We start from the raw sequence: 20,717 nt of genomic DNA, 5'->3' as shown, positions 1-20,717 counted from the left end.
AAATCAATGTGAGCTAGATGAGCTATCATCTGACTTATCATGATGGATCAAGTGATATGCAGAACGAGCTCGAGGGTGAATAAAGAAATGGTTAGTTGGCGCATTATGCGTTTTGATATGCACCATAGAGACATTAGTTTTCTTACCTTGTTTGTTATGGAAAGCATAAATAACAAAGGGCAGTAAGAAAATAATCACAAAGCTAACCGCAAGTAACGTCACATAGGTGGTATTACTCGCACCATTCGGTAAAGAACTCGGTGGAAAGAATGAAATCACAAAGGCTAAAATAGAAACAATTAGGCCGACTAACGCAATGAGAACTTTAATGCCTTTACCCCCCGGTATATTAAAGACACGTTTTTTCTCGGGTTGTTTGCAAACTAACTGCATATAACCTAAAAATAGCATGAAATAGCTACATAAATAGATAACTACCGTTAAGGCTAGAGCAATAAGGAATGACATATTACCACCGCCCCCAGTATTGGTGAGGACGATAATCGCTACTGTTGTGATCAGCAACTGGGAAATCACCAGTGTTACCGGTACGCCATTTTTATTCACTTTGGCAAAGCTTTGCGGCAGAATACCTTTCTGTGCCGCGACATACATACCGCGGGATGGTCCAACAATCCAAGAAGCAATCTCAGCCAGTACGCCAAGTAATAATAGTGCAGCAATAATCCTTACGGCCCATTCAAGGGATGAATTAAAGTGTGTGACAAGCACATTGAATGTCTGTACCACGCCAGCAGATAAATTAATTTCACTGTTTGGGATCACGGCTGCCACCGATAACCCACCAATTGAGCTTAAACAGATTGCCGCTATCATGAGTAAAAACATGGCTGCGGGGTAATCTCGACCGGGGTTTTTCATCTCATTGACGTGAGTTGCTGAAGCTTCAACACCCATATAGCTCAAAATAAAGGCGACAAATACCACGAGTGTGCCAATTTTGGTGAAATCAGGAATAAATGTTTCGGTACTAATTTCAATGGCCAATGGAGAGCCGCTGACTAAATAACTGATTGCCAAAAAGACTAAAATCAGCGCTGGAAGTAAGATACCCGCAAAGAAACCGACTTTCGCAATCGTTGCCGTATATTTGGTTCCACCAAACTGAGTGAAAGCCAATACCCAAAGAATAACAAGTGCCCCTATCGTTTTGGTGATTGGGTCTGTATTAAGTTCTGGCCAATTTAAAATATAAGATAGAGCCCCTAAGACGAAATACAGCATAGGAATAAAGCCAATCGCAATTTGTAAATAGCCAAATGAAATGGCGGCAAATCCCCAACGTTCGCCTAATGTATTAGAAACCCATGCAAATACACCACCTTCCTCCCAACCTTCTACGGTTGCCATTTCTGCGGCACACAATGCGACAGGAATAAACCACAATAATCCTCCTAATAGCAGGAAAAATACGAGGCTAAAGCCAGATGTTGCAAATGTTGGGTATTCATAAACGGCCATCACCATTGATGCAGTAATGGCAAAAAAGCCAAGTAGTGTCAGTTGCTTTGTGGCTGGAGCTGTCGTTGTTGCCATACGAGTTCTCCTCAAATCGATAAACAATCTGCCTTTGCAGGGCGGATCTCAGTAGGAGCCAAAGAACCTAAGGCTCTTTGGCTCGTTAACAACACAATCATGAATAAAAGAATTAACTGTGATTAAAGCCGCCGCCTTCTTCTTCCGTTAGCGGGTTATTGACGGGGTGCTTATCGAAATACTCTAATGTACGTTTGAAGTCATCAATGAGTAATGCGGCTAAATCTAAACTGACGCCATGACGCACTAGAATACGTTGAATAACAAGATCTTCACGGTTTGCTGGCATTGAATAGGCAGGAACTTGCCAGCCGCGACTACGCAGTTTGTCTGCGATATCATAGAGGGAATATTTGCTGGTGGTTGTGCCTTCTTTCAGTTTCCATGCTAGTGCAGGGATACCCGTTTGGCTATTACCATCAAAAATCATTTCAAATGGCCCTAATTTTTCAATTTCACGGCTGAGGTATTGTGCGGTTGCATAGCAAGCGTTGTGGATTTTTGCATAGCCTTCGCGGCCTAGCCTCAAGAAATTATAATATTGAGCAATGATTTGACCGCCAGGGCGAGAGAAATTCAGTGCGAATGTTGGCATGTTACCGCCTAAATAATTCACATTAAAAATCAATTCTTCGGGAAGGTCTTTGGCTTCACGCCAAACTACCCAGCCAGCGCCTAATGGGGCTAAACCAAATTTATGGCCTGATGCATTAATGGATTTTACCCGTGGTAAGCGGAAGTCCCATTCTAAATCGGGAGCACAAAATGGGGCTAAGAACCCGCCACTCGCACCATCCACATGGATAGGAATATCCAGACCCGTCTCTTTTTGCAGTTTATCGAGCGCATCGTGTACCGCTTTTACGGGCTCATATTGGCAGGTAAATGTCACCCCTAGCGTTGGCACGACACCAATGGTGTTTTCATCGACACGCTTGAGCACTTCTTCCGGTGTCATGATGAGACGGTCACCTTCCAGTGGGATCTCTCTGAGCTCAACATCGAAGTAACGGGCAAATTTGTGCCAACAGATTTGAACTGGGCCACAAATTAAGTTGGGTTTATCGGTTGGTTTCCCTTTAGCAGCCTGTTTTTTACGCCATTGCCATTTTAACGCGAGCCCCCCAAGCATTGCAGCCTCTGAGGACCCGATGGTTGAACAACCAAGGGTATTTTCTGCTTCTGGTGAATTCCATAAGTCCGCTAACATATGTACGCAGCGGTTTTCAATTTCTGCTGTTTGTGGATATTCGTCTTTATCTATCATGTTTTTGTCGATAGATAAGTCCATTAAATCACGAATTTCATCATCCACCCATGTCTGGCAGAATGTTGCTAAGTTTTGGCGTGAATTCCCATCTAACATTAATTCATCGCGTACTGCACTAAATACATTACGTGGTGCTTGTTCTTTCAATGGAAATTTGGTTTTCGGTAACGATTTGGATAATTCTAATGATGCATAGACATCATCTATTCCATTGTATTTTGAATTTAATGCATTATTACTCATGCTTTAATTCCTCAATGACTATGTGGTAATCAAATAGTATTAATCTTGAGCTCAATATTAAATATACGCTGACTTTTGAAAAATTCAAAAGCAATCAAATAAAAAAGATAATTTAATGAAAACTGTCATAATTAGAAAGTCACAGTGGAGTGAATGATGGTTTGTGGTTATTTTGGTTATAGATAATTTTTTGCAAGAGCTGATTGCTTTCATAAAATGATGCTCAGGTTACAAGATTTAACTAAACTATTACATTTTTATGGTTTTTATTTCTGCTAATTTAGCTTTTTTATTATTTTTATTTGATTTTATATGGGTGGAAAATGTGGCGAAAATAAATTAATATTCATCAAAAATGAATATTTCAATAATGTTAACTTATGTAACTTTTATTTAAATTCTAATTTTCATTGTGTTTAAAGTTAATTTGTACCGTTAACCGTTAAATATATTTATTGTGGTGAAATGAATTTGAATATAAAGAGGGTAATAACATGAGCTATATCGTGGAAAAGTTTCCCGCGAATTTAATGAGTTTGGATATTACGTTAATATATTTTTCTTAAAGAGACAGGGTCTTTTTTAAACAAGAAATAGAAGATATCTATAAGTATAGAAGACAAGTAGCAAAGGGATGAGACAAAAATAGTTGCCTCATCCTAAGAAATTAAGGCCTAACTCCCAGAGTATGGCAGATGGCATAGGTGAGCTCAGAACGGTTCAATGTATAAAAATGGAAATCTTTCACGCCTTCACGGCTAAGGATTTTAACCATGTCCATGGCGATTGATGCCCCGACAAGGTTGCGGCTCTCAGGGTCGTTATCTAGCCCTTCGTACATTTTACTCATCCATGCCGGAATGCGAACGTTAGTGAGTTTGGCGAAGCGCTCTAATTGACGAAAGTTAGAGACAGGTAAAATCCCCGGCACAATTTCCACATCAATTCCTGTTGCGACGCAGCGGTCACGGAAACGTAAATAGCTTTCAACATCAAAGAAAAACTGGGTGATTGCACGGTTAGCACCTGCATCAATCTTCTTTTTTAAACTAATTAAATCGGCTTGCGCGCTTTTGGCTTCGGGGTGAACTTCAGGATAGGCTGCGACAGAAACATCAAAATCCGCTTCGCCTTTTAACAGCTCGACCAAATCAACGGCATACATATCTGGCTTACGGCTGTTGTCAGGCAAATCACCACGCAATGCAACAATATGGCGAATACCATTATTCCAATAGTCACGAGCAATCGCTTTTAGTTCATCAGAGCTTGCATCAATACAAGTTAGATGAGGAGCTGCAATCAAGCCGGTTTTATCTTTAATATCTTTGATGATGCTGTGCGTTCTATCACGTTCACCGGAATTCGCACCATAAGTCACAGATACAAATTTAGGTTTCAGGTTTTTCAGCCGATCGATGGATTTCCACAGTGTCTGTTCCATCTCTTCACTGCGAGGTGGGAAAAATTCAAATGAAACATTAATCTGGCCATCTAATTCAGCTAAGTTTTGATTTAGCGCTTCGCGCTGATTTGCGTGAAAAAAACTCATACCCTGTAACCTCGCAATTTGCAGACTTACTATTTCTTGTACGTTATTATATCCATTTGTGCGTCTATACGTTTAGACGTCTAAATAGAAATTACCAGATCGGTACCAATAGTCAATACTTAAATTAAATTATGACGCTGAGGTTTTTTCAAAGGCAATATGAAGAAAATTCATGATCAAAAAACGCGACCCTTTTCAGTGTCGCGTTCGGACCTATCGCTAGTCAGATTTACTCAGTAAAACAGAAATGCTCAATCATTTGGCTAATTAATTGGCGAGTAGGCTCAATAAAGCGCATATCGATAAATTCATCAGGTTGATGTGCTTGCTCAATAGAACCAGGGCCAAGAACCAACGTCGGGCAGAGTTCTTGGATAAACGGCGCTTCAGTACAGTAATTCACGGTATCCGCTTTTTGCCCTAATAACTGTTCAATTACTGCCACCATCTTGTGATCCGTTGGGCATTCATAGCCAGGGATCGGTGGATGCATGGGCTCAATCGCCAAGCGTCCCGGCCAACGGGCACTAACAGGCTCAAGAGCTTCATTGAGTAGTTCATCTAAGTCTTGCAAAGTTAGCCCCGGCAGCGGGCGAATATCCATATGTAATTCACAACAACCACAAATTCGGTTAGCAGCATCACCACCATGAATATGACCAAAGTTCATCGTCGGGTAGGGAATGACAAATGCAGGATTGTTAAATCGTTCTTTTAACGTATTTCGTAAATCCATTAAATGAGAAATAGATTCATGCATTAATTCAATCGCATTGACGCCACGCTCTGGGTCACTAGAGTGCCCCGATTGCCCAGTAATACGGATAGCGTTCGATAAATGCCCTTTGTGTGCGCGGATCGGTTGTAACGACGTCGGCTCACCAATAATCGCAAAATCCGGTCTTAGTGCTGTACTAGCTGCAAAATAGCGTGCCCCAGCCATGGAGGTTTCTTCATCCGCTGTTGCTAGGATATGTAATGGTCGCTTGAGCTGCGTTAGATCCATATCGCGTAACGCATCGACAATAAACGCAAAGAAGCCTTTCATGTCTGCGGTTCCGAGCCCATATAACTTGCCATCATGCTCTGTCAGCTCAAACGGGTTTTTGCTCCAACGTCCATCATCAAAGGGCACGGTATCGGTATGACCACATAGCATCAGCCCACCATTTCCTTCGCCAATGGAAGCAAGCAAATTATATTTATCACGTGTTTCCGGCACGGGTTGAATGTTGACCGAAAAACCTAACGTCTCGAGCCACCCACCGAGAAGCTCAACAAGGGCTTTATTGCTCTGGTCCAAATGAGAATCAGTCGCACTAATCGACGGAATGGCAATTAATTGACGATAAATCTCAATAAATGCAGGTAATTTAATATTCACTGTTGACAGCCTTTATCCATAATAGTATCAATATTCATGCACTTTATTTGAATAAAAATACACATTAAACTGTTTGGGTCACGAGTACAAGGTAGAAAGCATATGTTGAACACACTCATTATCGGGGCCAGTGGCTATACTGGAGCAGAATTAGCCGCTTATTTGCAACGCCATCCTGAAGTTAATCTTCAAGGATTGATGGTATCGAAGCAAAGTGCGGATGCAAATAAACGTTTTTCTGATTTGCACCCTCAGTATAAAGGCATCATAGATCTTCCTGTTCTGCCATTAACAGATGTCGCAGAAGCAGCGAAAGGTATTGATGTTGTTTTCCTTGCCACGGCACATGAAGTGAGCCACGACATTGCACCTCAGTTTCTTGAAGCGGGCTGCATTGTGTTCGATTTATCGGGTGCGTATCGTGTTCAAGATCCTGCCTTCTATACGCAATACTATGGCTTTGAACATACAAATACTGAATGGCTAATGCAAGCAGTTTACGGTTTAGCGGAATGGCAGGCCGATAAAATTCGTCAAGCGCAGTTGATTGCGGTTCCAGGGTGTTACCCAACGGTTTCCCAATTAGCCCTTAAACCATTGATTGAAGAAAATTTACTGGATGAAGCGATGTGGCCAGTGATTAATGCCACCAGCGGTGTTTCCGGTGCAGGCCGTAAAGCCTCGATGACCAATAGCTTTTGTGAAGTGAGTTTGCAGCCTTATGGCATCTTTACTCATCGCCATCAGCCAGAAATTGCGACTCACTTGGGAAGAGAGGTTATTTTCACACCACATTTGGGTAATTTCTCTCGGGGCATTCTTGCCACGATTACATGCAAAGTAAAAACGGGTGTGACGGCAGAAAAAATCACACAAACGTTTAAAGATGCTTATCAAAATAAACCGTTAGTGCGGCTATATGAAAAAGGCGTTCCTGCATTGAAATCGGTAGTGGGGACACCGTTTTGTGACATTGGCTATGTATTGAATGGTGAATATCTGATTTTAGTGGGTACAGAAGATAACCTACTCAAAGGTGCGGCAGCACAAGCCGTTCAGTGCATGAATATTCGTTTTGGTTTTGCTGAAACTCAGTCTTTATTTTAAGAAGGATTAACCCCATGCAACCCTTAGTGATTAAATTGGGCGGAGTGTTACTTGATAGCGTCGAGGCACTTGAAAAATTATTTACAGCTATTCAAACCTATCGTCAAGTCCATCAACGTGAGTTGGTGATTGTGCATGGCGGTGGCTGTTTAGTTGATGAATTGATGCAAAAACTGCAATTACCTGTCGTTAAAAAGCAGGGGTTACGGGTCACGCCAGCAGACCAAATCGATATCATTACCGGGGCATTAGCAGGTACGGCGAATAAAACATTATTGGCATGGGCAACGAAGTATCAACTTCCGGCTGTAGGGCTTTCCCTCGGTGATGGGCAAAGTGCCACAGTAACGCAATTAAACGAAGAATTAGGCCATGTTGGTAATGCGAAACCCGGCGATGCGAAGTTATTGAAATTATTGTTGGGGGCGGGGTATTTACCCATTATTAGCTCTATCGGTATCACCTCTAACGGTGAGCTGATGAACGTAAATGCGGACCAAGCGGCAACCGCTATTGCCCAAGCCTTAAACGCAGATTTGGTTTTACTGTCTGACGTAAGCGGTATTTTGGATGGCAAAGGCCAAAAAATTGACGAAATGACGACACAAAAAGCGCAAAAGCTCATTGAGCAGGGAATTATTACTGATGGAATGATTGTGAAGGTCAATGCGGCATTAGACGCTGCGGCTGCCTTGCAACGTTCTGTTGATATTGCAAGCTGGCGTCATGCAGAACAACTTCCCGAGCTGTTTAATGGAACAGCAATTGGAACACGGATCTTGGCATCATAAATGAGCCATGGAATAACCATATTAATTGAGCGGATAGGTACGTTATGAAAAAGGGCATTAAAAAGATTGTATTAGCATATTCAGGCGGTCTGGATACATCAGCAATTATTCCATGGCTAAAAGAAAACTATGATGATTGCGAAGTTGTGGCCTTTGTTGCAGATGTGGGGCAAGACAGAGAAGAGTTAGTCGGCGTAGAGAAAAAAGCGCTACAGTCAGGTGCATCTGAGTGCTATGTCGTCGATTTACGTGAAGAGTTCATCAAAGAATATATTTACCCTGTTCTTAAAACAGGTGCGTTATATGAAGGTAGCTATTTATTAGGTACGTCAATGGCTCGCCCAATTATTGCTAAAGCACAAGTTGAAATTGCCTTAAAAGTGGGTGCAGATGCGGTTGCTCATGGCGCAACAGGTAAAGGTAATGACCAAGTACGCTTCGAAAGCACCTATACGGCATTAGCACCACAGTTACAAGTGGTTGCGCCATGGCGTGAGTGGGACTTACGTTCCCGTGAAGCGCTGCTCGATTATCTGAAAGAGCGTAATATTCCAACAACGGCAAGCTTAGAAAAAATCTATAGTCGAGATGAGAACGCATGGCACATTTCTACTGAAGGTGGTGTCTTAGAAAGCACGTGGAATACAGCAAACCAAGATTGCTGGGTATGGACCGTTGACCCGCAAGATGCACCAGATGAAGCTGAATTAGTGACTGTTGGTGTTAAACATGGTGAAGTCGTTTCGGTGAATGGGCAAGCATTGTCTCCACTCGGTTGTTTAGAAACATTAAATACTTTAGGTGCAAAACACGGTGTGGGTCGTATCGACATCGTTGAAAACCGTTTAGTGGGGATGAAATCTCGTGGTTGTTATGAAACCCCAGGAGGCACCATTATGATGGCCGCACTGCGTGGCATTGAACAACTGGTGCTTGATCGTGACAGCTACAAATGGCGTGAGCAACTTGGTTTAGAAATGTCATATGTCGTTTATGATGGGCGTTGGTTTGCACCATTACGCCACTCGCTGCAAGCAGCTGCTGAATCATTAGCGCAAGATGTCACGGGTGAAGTTGTTCTGAAATTATATAAAGGGCAAGTGACTGCGATTCAGAAAAAAGCGGATAAAAGCCTGTATTCAGAAGAATTTGCAACATTCGGTGAAGATGAAGTCTATGACCACAGCCATGCAGGTGGGTTTATTCGCCTTTACTCACTGTCTTCACGTATCCGTGCGCTGAAAGAACAAAACAAAGCGAAATAAATCAAATGATAGTCCCCCGGCAGCCAAGGCCGCTGTCGGGGTTAAAAACTTATTTTATCAATCAGGTAGGGATTAGTTATGGCACTTTGGGGTGGGCGTTTTAGTCAACAAGCAGATCAACGGTTCAAACAGTTTAATGATTCATTGCGTTTCGATTACCGCTTAGCGCAGCAAGATATTGTTGGCTCAGTCGCATGGTCAAAATCACTGGTCACAGTTGGTGTATTGTCTGATAGCGAACAACAAACTTTAGAACAAGCGCTAAATACCCTACTTAAAGAAGTGCAAGATAACCCTGAAATCATCCTGCAAAGTGATGCAGAAGATATTCATAGCTGGGTTGAAGGTAAGCTGATTGATAAAGTGGGGGATTTGGGCAAAAAACTACATACTGGCCGTAGCCGTAACGACCAAGTCGCAACGGACTTAAAATTGTGGTGTAAAGACCAAGTCGCATTATTACTTGAAGCGGTGACAGAATTACAAAAAGCGTTGGTCATCACCGCGGAAAATAACCAAGACGCAGTGATGCCAGGTTATACACATTTACAGCGTGCGCAGCCAGTGACATTTGCCCACTGGTGTTTAGCCTATAGCGAAATGTTAGCGCGTGATGAAAGTCGTTTACAAGATACATTAAAACGCTTAGATGTCAGCCCATTAGGGTGTGGTGCATTAGCGGGAACTGCCTATGATATCGACCGTGAGCAGCTTGCATCTTGGCTAGGTTTCGCTTCGGCAACGCGTAATAGCTTGGATACAGTTTCAGACAGAGACCACGTCCTTGAATTATTATCAAACGCAAGTATCGGTATGGTTCATTTATCTCGTTTCGCAGAAGATTTAATTTTCTTCAATAGCGGGGAAGCAGGTTTTGTCGAATTATCAGACAAAGTGACATCCGGTTCATCATTAATGCCACAAAAGAAAAACCCTGATGCATTGGAATTGATCCGCGGAAAATGTGGGCGTGTTCAAGGTGCACTGACAGGTATGATGATGACGCTAAAAGGGCTTCCTCTTGCTTACAACAAAGATATGCAAGAAGACAAAGAAGGGCTATTTGATGCATTAGATACTTGGTTAGATTGTATGCACATGGCTGCATTGGTTCTTGATGGTATTCAAATTCGTCGTAGTCGTTGTGAAGATGCAGCGAAACAAGGTTATGCGAACGCAACCGAATTAGCCGATTACCTCGTTGCTAAAGGTGTCCCATTCCGTGAGGCTCATCATATCGTGGGTGAAGCAGTTGTTGCCGCAATTGGGCAAGGTAAGGCTTTAGAAGAAATGGCACTCAGCGAATTGCAAAAATTCAGTGATACTATTCAGTTGGACGTTTATGAAATTTTATCACTGCAGTCTTGTTTAGATAAACGATTAGCAAAAGGCGGGGTTTCTCAAAAGCAAGTGGCAAAAGCCATTGTGGAAGCAAAAACTCGATTAGGGTTGTGATTGGCTGTCGAAGATAAAATGGGGGGTAGCATGACTACCCCGATCCCCATAACGCGTTTGTTTTTAAATATATTTAATGGTTAGCATTCCGAGTTGTTTTTCTTCATTCACCCAGTTATATGAATACTCCCCTCTGCCATCATTAATTACTTTCCACCCTTGTGTGTTTGTGATGTCATTTAAATTCACTTTGTTGGCAACCATATCAGACTGGTTATTTAAGCAGTTTAAAGTGACGTGTTTGTCAGTGACATCATTAAAACAAGGCGGGAATACTACCGCACCAGAAAAATTAATAACGCCATTTTGTTGGTCACTGTTTGCATAGGCATTAATCGATGCGCCAGCGGTAACCAATAATAACGCAGTAAGCGAACGAACACCGAATTTTTGAATATTTGATAATGAATTTTTCATAATAGTATCCCGTCATTGATTTTTGATTAATCAACTTGCTGTATGTTTAAATTAGATATGTGTGCTTTTTAAATAAGAATAATAATAGTGATTCGATATTCCCTGGTGTTTTTGATGAAGGGATTATAAATTGAAAAACGCCGTTTAGGTGTAAAATAAAAAAAGGAAATGTTTAAAAATATAAAGAAAATAAAACTACTACCATTATGATTTAAATCTATTCGCTCATACTTTTGCGGCTGCAGATTCTAATTTTTGCAATATTATTGGTGTAATATGTTGTATTATTGCTTTCTCATGGGTTTTTTAGGTTTTATCCTCTGTGTTTTTTCTTGCTGTTATCAATCTGTATTAATGCTTAGTGTGGGATTTAACAAAAGTGGGTTGTAATTTACATTTATTTTTATATAAAAACTTACAAACTTTAATAAAGAGTGAAAGGGAATATAACAAAATGTTTCTTTCATTTGACGTTAATATAATGATTAACATGCAGGGTGGTATTTGATTGGGATTATTCATCAGTTGAAGAGTATATATTAGTACTAAGTTTGGTTAACTCCTTTAGGGAGTAACAAAAAGAGCTCCGAAGAGTCTTAATGGAAGTGATGGTGAGACAATTACTGATACTCTACTTTGATGAGCCCAGTATTATTCGAACTACCTACCCATTTAAATTCATAATTTCCGAGTTGATTAGATAAAGCTATGCTTTTTGTCGTACTACTTAACTTATGAATATCGATATACTCTGTTTTCACATTTGGGATAGGTAATAAGACCTTACTTAGCCACGCTAAGAGGCGATTTGTCGACGTTTAGATCTAAAAAAAACCAGTTAACGCCTTTATTTAGCATGTTATGCTAAGATGTTTATGATAAATAAATTTAACCATTAGTTAACGGATTATCTATTTTAAAGGATAACTAGCAAGACGTATTTTGTTTCCAAATATTACATTTTGTTTCGTTTTATTGCGAGTATTGTTCAAAAAATGAGGTTTCCCTACCATTTTTCAATTTATTAATAGATAAAACAAAACAATATCGATATAGTGATTGGTATTATCTATCTTTGGTTTGACAGAGAATTCACGAAAGGAAAAGAAATATGAATATTCGAGATTTAGAGTACCTCGTCGCGCTCGCCGAACATAAACACTTTAGACGTGCCGCGGATTCCTGTCATGTCAGTCAACCTACGCTTAGTGGCCAAATTCGTAAATTAGAAGAAGAACTTGGTGTCATGCTATTAGAAAGAACTAGCCGAAAAGTTCTTTTTACTCAACAAGGTTTATTATTAGTTGAGCAAGCCCGTACTATTTTGCGTGAAATTAAAGTATTACAAGAAATGGCTGCCCTCCAAGGGGAAAGTATGTCGGGCCCATTACACATTGGTTTAATTCCAACGGTTGCGCCATACTTATTACCTCATATTATTCCGCAATTGCACCAAGCTCACCCTAAATTAGAAATCTATTTGCATGAAGCACAAACCCAACAATTATTAGCTCAGTTAGATAGCGGTAAATTAGATTGCGCTATTTTGGCGGAAGTTAAAGAAACGGAACCTTTTATTGTTGTACCGTTATTTGAAGAGCCCATGAAATTGGCTATTTATGAAAGTCATCCATGGCGTGATCGCGATACAATTGAAATGAGCGAACTTTCAGGTGAAAAGCTATTAATGTTAGAAGATGGCCACTGTTTACGTGACCAAGCCATGGGTTTTTGTTTCCAAGCCGGTGCTAAAGAAGATACACATTTCAGAGCAACGAGCTTAGAAACGTTAAGAAATATGGTGGCAGCAGGGAGTGGAATTACACTTTTACCAGATTTATCGGTACCTAATGAAGTTTGTCGTGATGGGGTATGCTATTTAAATTGTATTGAACCTGAGCCGAAACGAACAATTGTATTAGTTTATCGCCCGGGTTCACCGCTACGTGGTCGCTATGAACAATTAGCTGAGACCATCTATAACTCAATGGATAACTATTATAAAAATAGAGTTTAGAGATTAAAGCACCAATATTAATTACTTTTTAGTTGATGATGGTTGCCAGGTTATTGGCAACCATAAATCACAAAATAATTAAAATAGTCGATTCAAACCATTTAAAGCTGCAACACGGAAAGCTTCCGCCATCGTCGGGTAATTGAACGTCGTATTCACGAAATATTCAATGGTATTACCTTCACCTTTTTGTTCCATGATAGCTTGGCCGATATGGATAATTTCAGCCGCTCTCTCACCGAAACAGTGAATGCCTAATATCTGTAATGTTTCTCTGTGGAATAATATTTTCAAACTACCGACATTCATACCTGCGATTTGTGCACGTGCTAAATGTTTAAACTGTGCCCGGCCGACTTCATAAGGTACTTTCATTGCCGTCAATTCTTGTTCGGTTTTGCCAACTGAACTAATTTCAGGAATGGTGTAAATCCCTGTTGGTATATCTTCCACTAAATGTGCATTACCTAAACTACCACCAATGGCTCGGGCTGCAATTCGGCCTTGGTCGTAGGCCGCAGAGGCCAAACTTGGATAGCCGATAACATCACCAACAGCATAAATATGTTCATTAGTGGTACGATATGCTTTATTGACTTTAACTAAACCGCGGCTATCAGACTCTATTCCTACATTAGCGAGACCTAAGCTATCTGTGTTACCGGTTCTTCCGTTCGCATACAGTAAACAGTCAGCTTTGACTTTTTTACCCGACTTCAGGTGAACGATAACACCGTCTTCGACCCCTTCGATTTTTTCATATTCTTCATTATGACGAATAACAACGCCACTATTCCAAAAATGATACGATAAGGCATCTGACATTTCTTGGTCAAGAAAGGCCAAGAGATGATCACGGGTATTGATTAAATCAACTTTAACCCCTAATCCACGGAAAATAGATGCGTATTCACAACCGATGACACCGGCACCATAAATAATCACATGGCGAGGTTCGTGAGTCAGGTTGAGGATAGTGTCACTGTTGTAGATTCGAGAATGGTTGAAATCAACGTCGGAAGGGCAGTAAGGGCGAGAACCTGTGGCAATCACGATTTTATCTGCACTTAAAACGTCACAACTTCCATCCGCGTAGCGAACACTGATATGTTGCTCATCGATAAAGGTGGCTTCCCCCGAGAACATTTGGCAACCATTACGTTCGTAAAACCCTTGGCGCATGCGTGTTTGTTGGCTAATTACTGTTTCAGCATGACGAAGAATTTCAGAAAAAGAGGAGCTTAAGCTACGGGAGTTATCACTATAAAGAGGGTTTTGGTTGAATTCGATAATACGGCTAACTGCATGGCGGAGGGCTTTTGAGGGGATCGTCCCCCAGTGGGTACAGCCTCCGCCGACATTATTATAACGTTCTATAACAGCAACGTTTTTTCCTTGTTTCACCAGCCCCATGGCGGCGCCTTCACCACCAGGACCGGAACCAATGACTATTGCATCAAAATGGGTAAGTTGCATGAGGTAAGACCTGCTCTAAAACAAAATGACAACAAGATGTTATCATTAGTTGGTTATTTCACCTAATTTCCTCGCCCTCTTTCAAATTGATACAGGTTAGCTACACTCGCTTACCCTAGTTACATACTTATGCGTGTTCCTAGGGGCTCGCTTATTTGGCCGCCTTATCTCAATTCAAAATTCTTAGAGAAATTGTTTTATAAAAAAAGAAAGTCAGAAAATCGAGTGCATTTTTGGTGAATCTATTTTTTGCAGTTCGGGTAGGGTAGAGGGGAAAGTGATTGCTTCTATATATAAGAAAGCGGTGAAGGGAAACACGGAGTGAGTAAGCGAAATTCTGAAAATGAGTAATTTGTCGTTAGAGTCGATTTTTCTCTGAACCAGATGCGCAAATTTCAGGTATGCTAGGCGAAGAGTAATGCTTATTACATTTACCTTCCATGATAAGAAACTAGGATCACCGTGAGCAACACAATTGGCGTTAGAGCAAAACAAAAAGAAAAAACTCGGCGTTCACTCGTCGAAGCCGCATTTAGCCAATTAAGCGCTGAACGGAGCTTTACTAGCCTCAGTTTGCGGGAAGTTGCACGTGAAGCTGGGATTGCACCGACTTCATTTTACCGTCATTTCAAGGACGTTGATGAACTCGGGCTGACGATGGTCGACGAAAGTGGCTTGATGTTACGCCAGCTAATGCGCCAAGCAAGGCAGCGCATTGCAAAAGGTGGGAGTGTGATCCGTACATCAGTCTCAACTTTTATGGAGTTTATTGGTAATAACCCTAATGCCTTTAGGTTATTATTGCGGGAGCGTTCGGGTACATCTGCTGAGTTTCGTGCAGCAGTTGCTCGGGAGATTCAACATTTTATTGCGGAATTGGCCGATTACCTTGAACTTGAAAGCCGTATGCCTCGTCATTTTACTGAAATGCAAGCCGAGGCTATGGTCACGATTGTCTTTAGCGCAGGCGCGGAAGCGCTCGATATCGATGAAGAAAAACGCAGAAATCTCGAAGAACGGCTGGTATTACAGTTAAGAATGATAGCGAAAGGTGCCTACTACTGGTACCGCCGGGAACAGGAAAAACAAAATCAAACTGACCCAGACCTCACTAAATAATAAGGAGAATCAATGACGGATCAAAAAAGTTATGAAAGAAGCACTCTATTGCTAGCCTTTGTGATTGGCCTTGCAACCCATGGGACCTTTTCAACGCTGTTTAACTCGTTGGTCGACTTTTCATTTTTCCCAATTTTAACCCTGATATTGGCGGTGTATTGCTTACACCAGCGCTATTTACATCAAGCGATGCCGATGGGGCTGCCAAAATTTGTTGCAGGTAGTTTTTTTATTGGGTTATTTGGCTATGCCGCGATTTTACGTGTTCAAAACCCTGAAATAGGCTCTAACTTTATCCCTGCAACCTTTATTGTCATCATTGCATTGTGGATGTACTCAAGCTGGAAAGCACGTAAGAGAGAAAAAGCGGAACTCGCACTTGAGCAAGAAGTTGAAAATTAAGTTTATACGACTTTTCTAATATAAGACGCCGTAGTTCATATCACTGCGGCGTTTTTGTTTTCAGTCAATTAATAGCGGCTTAGAAGTACCCCACTTTCCATATGATGGGTATACGGGAATTGGTCGAATAAGGCTAATTTCTCTATTTTATGGGTTTTAGTCAGCTCAACTAAGTTGTCGCATAGGGTTTCTGGGTTACATGAAATATATAGGATATGGTCATAACCCTGAACTAGCTTCACTGTTTCTGTATCTAAACCACTGCGAGGCGGGTCAACAAAAATGGTATTGCATTGGTAATCAGCTAAAGAAATACCTTCCAGACGCCTAAATTCACGAGCACCTTGCATAGCTTGGGTAAAATCCTCTGCGGACATACGAATAATTTGTACATTTTCAATATTATTGGCTTCGATATTATATTGAGCTGCTGCTACAGAAGGTTTTGCAATTTCAGTCGCTAATACGCGTTCGAAGTTTTGCGCTAATGCTAAAGAGAAATTTCCATTTCCGCAGTACAGTTCCAATAAATCACCCGTCGAATTCTGCGTTGCCTCAATTGCCCACTCCAACATTTTGATATTGACCTGCGCATTAGGTTGCGTGAAGCTATTTTCGACTTGGCGATAAACCATTTTTTTACCCATCACAGGTAAGACTTCATCAACATAATCATTATCTAACATGATTTTGGTTTTTGAGGCACGGCCAATCAACTGCACATCAAAGCCTTGCTCAACTAAAACAGCTTTTAACGCTTTTGCTTCTGTCTCCCACTCTTCACCCAGTTTTTTATGGTAAAGCAGCGAAACAATTAGCTTATTACTTAGTGTTGATAAATAGTCAATTTGAAATAATTTATGGCGCAGTAATTCATTTTGCTTAATGAGAGGCAATAATGCTGCCATCATGTCATTAATAAGCTGACTTGCGACAGGGAACTGATCAATACGAATACGCTCTTTTGTTTCTTTATTGAACATAATATGAAACAGGTCATCACCTTCATGCCAAATGCGAAATTCAGCACGCATCCGATAATGGGATGTTGGAGATGAAAATATTTCAGGTTCTGGGGCGTTAAAAGGAGCCATCATCGCCTTTAAACGATCCGTTTTTTCTACGAGCTGTTGTCCGTAGTCTTCAGTGTGCAAGGTGTTTGGCATGTTTGGCTCCATAAAACAGTAATAAATTCGTATCAGGAGCGAAATTGTAGGGAAAGCGGCGAAGATGTCCAGTTTTCATTATCCATCCGTAGACACTTATAACTATTCAACTTACGATAATAGACTGTGGTTTAGGGAATTTGGTGTGAATCCAAAGCTGACGCGCAACGGTAATTAAGGTATCCCCGTCATTCTTCAAGCTACATGGGTGTTGGCATCGCTTAGTTACCCTAGTCACATACTTCAGTATGCTCCTAGGGATATCTTCGCTTGCCGCCTACATGTCACTTGAATTATTTAGGGGATATAACAGGTCGAATTTTCATTTTATATATCGTTTTTATTTCATATATAGAAGCCCAACTTGTCACTTATAAGTCCGATACCTACCACACTTCCAATCGCTTAGTTGAATATCTGCGCGAATCTATATTCAACCTCGCGGAATGTTAATTGAATTGATTTTCCGAGTGTAATCATAATGAATAATAAAAAGTCGCTGCCGTTATCGGCCGCTGCGCTGGCAGTACTGTGCGCTACTTCTTCTTTGGCAAGTGCAAATAACCAAGCTGACCAAGTCGTTGTGTCCGCTAACCGCTTTGAACAACCGATTTCTTCTATATTAGCGCCAGTGACGGTGGTGACTCGTGAAGATATTGACCATTGGCAGTCAAATACCATTATTGATGTATTAAGGCGCTTACCGGGAGTGGATATTTCTCAAAGTGGCGGAATGGGGCAACAAAGCTCCTTATTTATACGTGGCACAGAGTCACGTCACGTTTTAGTGTTAATTGATGGTATCCGTTTGAATCAAGCAGGTATTTCCGGTTCTTCCGATATGAGCCAAATCCCAATTTCTCTGGTACAGCGCATTGAGTATATTCGCGGCGCACGCTCTGCGGTTTATGGATCTGATGCTGTTGGTGGTGTGGTGAATATTATCACTCGTCGTGATAACGATGGCACAACATTAAATGCAGGTATTGGCTCACACAGCTACCAAAACTATAACGGTTCCACTCAGCAAAAAATTGGTGAGAATACAACGGTAACAGCTGCCGGAGCTTATACTCATACAAAAGGGTTTGATGTTGAAGCCAGAGGAAATACAGGCGGGGGCCCTCAACCCGATAAAGATGGTTTTTTGAATAAAACATTATGGTTAGGTGTTGAGCATCAATTCTCTTCCGCTCTTTCTGCTTATGCACGCGCTTATGGTTATGACAATCGTACGAGTTATGACGGTACACCAGCAGACACTCGTAAGCTATACAGCAGAACATATGAGTCTGGGTTGAAATATGCGAATGGTAAGTACTCTACAAGCTTGCTTGGGAGCTATAGCCATATGAAAGATTACAACTACAACTATTACAATGGGCGGTATGGTAGCGGTTCTGTAATTGATGAATCAGACCAATACAACTTTCAATGGGGTAATAGCTATAGATTAGAAAAAGGAAATATCAGTGCTGGGGTTGATTATCAACGTCAAAGTATTGAGCCCGGTGGTTATACGATGACAAGTAAAAAAGAAACCGTCAATAACACAGGTATTTATCTTACAGGACAATATGCACTCATCGACTCTGTCAATGCGGAAGGGGCAGTACGTTCAGATCACCATTCTGAATTTAACTGGCACACGACATGGCAATCAGGTTTAAGCTGGGAATTTTATGATGGATATAAGTTAATCGGCTCTTATGCTACAGCGTATAAAGCCCCTAACTTAGGTCAGCTTTATACGGATAATGTTGCTTGGAACATCAAAGGAAATCCAAATTTAAAACCAGAAGAAAGTAAGCAGTGGGAAATTGGTTTAGAAGGCGAAACAGGGTTATTGTTTTGGCAATTAACTGGGTATGAAAACGAGATAACTAATCTGATTGATTTCACTTCGGATCCAGTGACGCATACTAGTTCTTATAACAATATTGGCAAGGCAAAGATTAAAGGAGTCGAGTGGAATGGTGAATTACAAACAGGCCTATTTAGCCATCAACTCACGTTACAGTATCTAGACCCAAGAAATGAAAAAACAAATAAAGTGCTTAATCGTAGAGCAAAACAACAAGTCAAATACCAGCTAGATTGGAACATTGCTGCTGTAGATATGGGGTTGACTTACCAATACATAGGCAGTCGTTATGATACCAATGAAACTTATCAACGCACTAAAGTCGGCGGCGTTAGCATCTGGGATCTCACCGCTGCATATCCAATCACTTCACATCTCACAATTCGTGGTAAAATAGCTAATATGTTCGATAAAGACTATGAGACCGCGTATGGTTATCGCACCGCTGGAAGAGAATATTTCCTTACAGGAAGCTACAACTTCTGATAACACCCTATCTGTTCGCCCGACCATTCTAGTGTTCGACTCTGGAGTGGGCGGGTTATCTGTCTATCGTGAAGTCAAAAAAATGATCCCGAATGCTCACTATATCTATGCATTCGACAATGAAGCCTTCCCTTATGGTGAAAAAAGTGAAGAGTTTATTATTGATAGGGTCTATCAAATCGTAAATGCAATTGCTGCAAAGCATCCTTTAACTATTGTGATTATTGCGTGTAATACCGCAAGTACGGTCAGCCTTCCTAATTTGAGAGCACATTTTACGTTCTCAGTTGTTGGGGTTGTTCCAGCCATTAAACCCGCAACCAAGTTAACGCGTAATGGCGTAGTTGGTTTATTGGCGACGAAAGGCACTGTAAACCGCGAATACACCAAAGAGCTGATCGAACGGTTTGCAACAGACTGCAAAGTGATTTCTCTCGGTTCTGCGGAATTAGTTCAACTTGCAGAAAGAAAGTTACATGGGGAAACTATACCACTAGATGAAGTTGCTCAAACTGTCAGGCCATGGATTAGAATGCCAGAGCCGCCTGATACCGTTATTTTGGGTTGCACGCATTTTCCTCTATTAATAGAAGAACTCGAAAAAGTGCTACCAAATGGAATTCGATTTATTGATTCAGGTTCTGCAATCGCCAGAAGAACCGTCTGGCTCATTAATAATCAAGAAGAAATCGCCAATTCAGAGGAAGAAAACTTCGCATATTGCTTATTAATGGATGACAACGCAAAAGGATTACAGCCTGTTCTCGAAGCAGAAGGGTTCAAAACGCTGGAAAAACTAGCTATCTAAGTCAAATTTGATGGAAAGCTGAGCGAACGGAAAAAAATATGAAAAAAGGGGTTGCCAGATTTTTCTGACTCCCTATAATGCGCATCCACTGACCGGGAACAAGACAACGCAAAGCGCGATGAACACTGAAACGGCAGCGAGAGATTCTGAAAAGAAAAAGCAAAAAATTGCTTGACTCTCACGGAGGAAAACGTAATATACGCCTCCTCGCAACAACGACCCGGTTCACGAAATCAGGTGTCGACATCGAAAGATGGTTGCAACGCTCTTTAACAATTTATCAGACAATCTGTGTGGGCACTCACAGGACACTATCAAAAAAATATTTGATTTTAAGT

Annotated in this window: 16 protein-coding genes; 9 read left to right on the top strand and 7 right to left on the bottom strand. The window is 41.2% G+C overall.

What is annotated here, in order from left to right; translation table 11 throughout:
• Positions 1-3: 3 nt before the first annotated feature.
• The 4 genes from gadC to argE all read right to left on the bottom strand — a co-directional run bounded on the left by gadC (position 4) and on the right by argE (position 6,006).
• Positions 4-1,557: a glutamate/gamma-aminobutyrate antiporter gene (gadC, locus tag CYG50_RS18385; protein ID WP_102140407.1), complete on the bottom strand. Its 1,554-nt coding sequence runs from the start codon at positions 1,555-1,557 to the stop codon at positions 4-6.
• 112 nt (positions 1,558-1,669) lie between these two features.
• Positions 1,670-3,070 carry a glutamate decarboxylase gene (gene gad / locus CYG50_RS18380; RefSeq protein ID WP_102140406.1) on the bottom strand — a complete coding sequence of 467 codons (1,401 nt, stop codon included), beginning with the start codon at positions 3,068-3,070 and terminating at the stop codon, positions 1,670-1,672.
• 667 nt (positions 3,071-3,737) lie between these two features.
• A complete protein-coding gene (gene metF, locus CYG50_RS18375; protein WP_102140405.1) occupies positions 3,738-4,622 on the bottom strand; it encodes a methylenetetrahydrofolate reductase in 885 nt (294 codons plus the stop codon).
• A 229-nt stretch (positions 4,623-4,851) separates the two neighbouring features.
• Positions 4,852-6,006: an acetylornithine deacetylase gene (gene argE / locus CYG50_RS18370; protein WP_102140404.1), complete on the bottom strand. Its 1,155-nt coding sequence runs from the start codon at positions 6,004-6,006 to the stop codon at positions 4,852-4,854.
• 102 nt (positions 6,007-6,108) lie between these two features.
• Between argE and argC the strand changes: the two genes are divergently transcribed.
• The 4 genes from argC (at position 6,109) to argH (ending at position 10,624) form a co-directional block, all read left to right on the top strand.
• A complete protein-coding gene (argC, locus tag CYG50_RS18365; RefSeq protein WP_102140403.1) occupies positions 6,109-7,113 on the top strand; it encodes an N-acetyl-gamma-glutamyl-phosphate reductase in 1,005 nt (334 codons plus the stop codon).
• Between the two features lie 14 nt (positions 7,114-7,127).
• Positions 7,128-7,904: an acetylglutamate kinase gene (gene argB / locus CYG50_RS18360; protein ID WP_102140402.1), complete on the top strand. Its 777-nt coding sequence runs from the start codon at positions 7,128-7,130 to the stop codon at positions 7,902-7,904.
• A 44-nt stretch (positions 7,905-7,948) separates the two neighbouring features.
• Complete coding sequence (locus tag CYG50_RS18355) at positions 7,949-9,169, top strand: argininosuccinate synthase (protein WP_102140401.1); 1,221 nt, start codon at positions 7,949-7,951, stop codon at positions 9,167-9,169.
• A 78-nt stretch (positions 9,170-9,247) separates the two neighbouring features.
• Entirely contained in the window at positions 9,248-10,624 is a 1,377-nt protein-coding gene (gene argH, locus CYG50_RS18350; protein ID WP_102140400.1) for an argininosuccinate lyase, read from the top strand.
• A gap of 63 nt (positions 10,625-10,687) precedes the next feature.
• On the opposite strand, the gene CYG50_RS18345 is transcribed toward argH, so the two are convergent.
• Complete coding sequence (locus CYG50_RS18345; RefSeq protein ID WP_102140399.1) at positions 10,688-11,041, bottom strand: YmdA family protein; 354 nt, start codon at positions 11,039-11,041, stop codon at positions 10,688-10,690.
• A 1,111-nt stretch (positions 11,042-12,152) separates the two neighbouring features.
• Between CYG50_RS18345 and oxyR the strand changes: the two genes are divergently transcribed.
• A complete protein-coding gene (oxyR, locus tag CYG50_RS18340) occupies positions 12,153-13,058 on the top strand; it encodes a DNA-binding transcriptional regulator OxyR (RefSeq protein ID WP_102140398.1) in 906 nt (301 codons plus the stop codon).
• 78 nt (positions 13,059-13,136) lie between these two features.
• Here oxyR and sthA read toward each other — a convergent pair whose 3' ends face one another.
• Positions 13,137-14,534, bottom strand: a complete 1,398-nt coding sequence (sthA, locus tag CYG50_RS18335) for a Si-specific NAD(P)(+) transhydrogenase (protein ID WP_102140397.1) — start codon at positions 14,532-14,534, stop codon at positions 13,137-13,139.
• Between the two features lie 462 nt (positions 14,535-14,996).
• Between sthA and fabR the strand changes: the two genes are divergently transcribed.
• Together fabR and CYG50_RS18325 are read left to right on the top strand one after the other, a co-directional pair.
• Positions 14,997-15,653, top strand: a complete 657-nt coding sequence (fabR, locus tag CYG50_RS18330; RefSeq protein WP_004265350.1) for an HTH-type transcriptional repressor FabR — start codon at positions 14,997-14,999, stop codon at positions 15,651-15,653.
• A 12-nt stretch (positions 15,654-15,665) separates the two neighbouring features.
• Positions 15,666-16,055 (top strand): YijD family membrane protein, encoded by a 390-nt coding sequence (locus CYG50_RS18325; protein WP_102140396.1) that lies wholly within the window; start codon positions 15,666-15,668, stop codon positions 16,053-16,055.
• Positions 16,056-16,123: 68 nt separating this feature from the next.
• Here CYG50_RS18325 and trmA read toward each other — a convergent pair whose 3' ends face one another.
• Positions 16,124-17,221, bottom strand: a complete 1,098-nt coding sequence (gene trmA / locus CYG50_RS18320) for a tRNA (uridine(54)-C5)-methyltransferase TrmA (RefSeq protein WP_102140395.1) — start codon at positions 17,219-17,221, stop codon at positions 16,124-16,126.
• A gap of 481 nt (positions 17,222-17,702) precedes the next feature.
• Between trmA and btuB the strand changes: the two genes are divergently transcribed.
• Positions 17,703-19,571: a TonB-dependent vitamin B12 receptor BtuB gene (gene btuB / locus CYG50_RS18315; protein WP_102140394.1), complete on the top strand. Its 1,869-nt coding sequence runs from the start codon at positions 17,703-17,705 to the stop codon at positions 19,569-19,571.
• A complete protein-coding gene (murI, locus tag CYG50_RS18310; RefSeq protein ID WP_102140393.1) occupies positions 19,516-20,379 on the top strand; it encodes a glutamate racemase in 864 nt (287 codons plus the stop codon). Before btuB ends, murI begins: the two co-directional genes overlap by 56 nt.
• Positions 20,380-20,717: the final 338 nt, after the last annotated feature.

Origin of the sequence: Providencia huaxiensis (genome assembly GCF_002843235.3) — a bacterium.
In the GTDB taxonomy this organism is placed as follows: domain Bacteria; phylum Pseudomonadota; class Gammaproteobacteria; order Enterobacterales; family Enterobacteriaceae; genus Providencia; species Providencia huaxiensis.
This window is presented reverse-complemented; position numbering and strand designations above follow the sequence as displayed.

Coding starts and splice junctions, on each gene's coding strand:
- gadC (WP_102140407.1), bottom strand. CDS start 1,557: ATGGCAACAACGACAGCTCCAGCCACAAAGCAACTGACACTACTTGGC.
- gad (WP_102140406.1), bottom strand. CDS start 3,070: ATGAGTAATAATGCATTAAATTCAAAATACAATGGAATAGATGATGTC.
- metF (WP_102140405.1), bottom strand. CDS start 4,622: ATGAGTTTTTTTCACGCAAATCAGCGCGAAGCGCTAAATCAAAACTTA.
- argC (WP_102140403.1), top strand. CDS start 6,109: ATGTTGAACACACTCATTATCGGGGCCAGTGGCTATACTGGAGCAGAA.
- argB (WP_102140402.1), top strand. CDS start 7,128: ATGCAACCCTTAGTGATTAAATTGGGCGGAGTGTTACTTGATAGCGTC.
- CYG50_RS18355 (WP_102140401.1), top strand. CDS start 7,949: ATGAAAAAGGGCATTAAAAAGATTGTATTAGCATATTCAGGCGGTCTG.
- argH (WP_102140400.1), top strand. CDS start 9,248: ATGGCACTTTGGGGTGGGCGTTTTAGTCAACAAGCAGATCAACGGTTC.
- CYG50_RS18345 (WP_102140399.1), bottom strand. CDS start 11,041: ATGAAAAATTCATTATCAAATATTCAAAAATTCGGTGTTCGTTCGCTT.
- oxyR (WP_102140398.1), top strand. CDS start 12,153: ATGAATATTCGAGATTTAGAGTACCTCGTCGCGCTCGCCGAACATAAA.
- sthA (WP_102140397.1), bottom strand. CDS start 14,534: ATGCAACTTACCCATTTTGATGCAATAGTCATTGGTTCCGGTCCTGGT.
- CYG50_RS18325 (WP_102140396.1), top strand. CDS start 15,666: ATGACGGATCAAAAAAGTTATGAAAGAAGCACTCTATTGCTAGCCTTT.
- trmA (WP_102140395.1), bottom strand. CDS start 17,221: ATGCCAAACACCTTGCACACTGAAGACTACGGACAACAGCTCGTAGAA.
- btuB (WP_102140394.1), top strand. CDS start 17,703: ATGAATAATAAAAAGTCGCTGCCGTTATCGGCCGCTGCGCTGGCAGTA.
- murI (WP_102140393.1), top strand. CDS start 19,516: ATGGTTATCGCACCGCTGGAAGAGAATATTTCCTTACAGGAAGCTACA.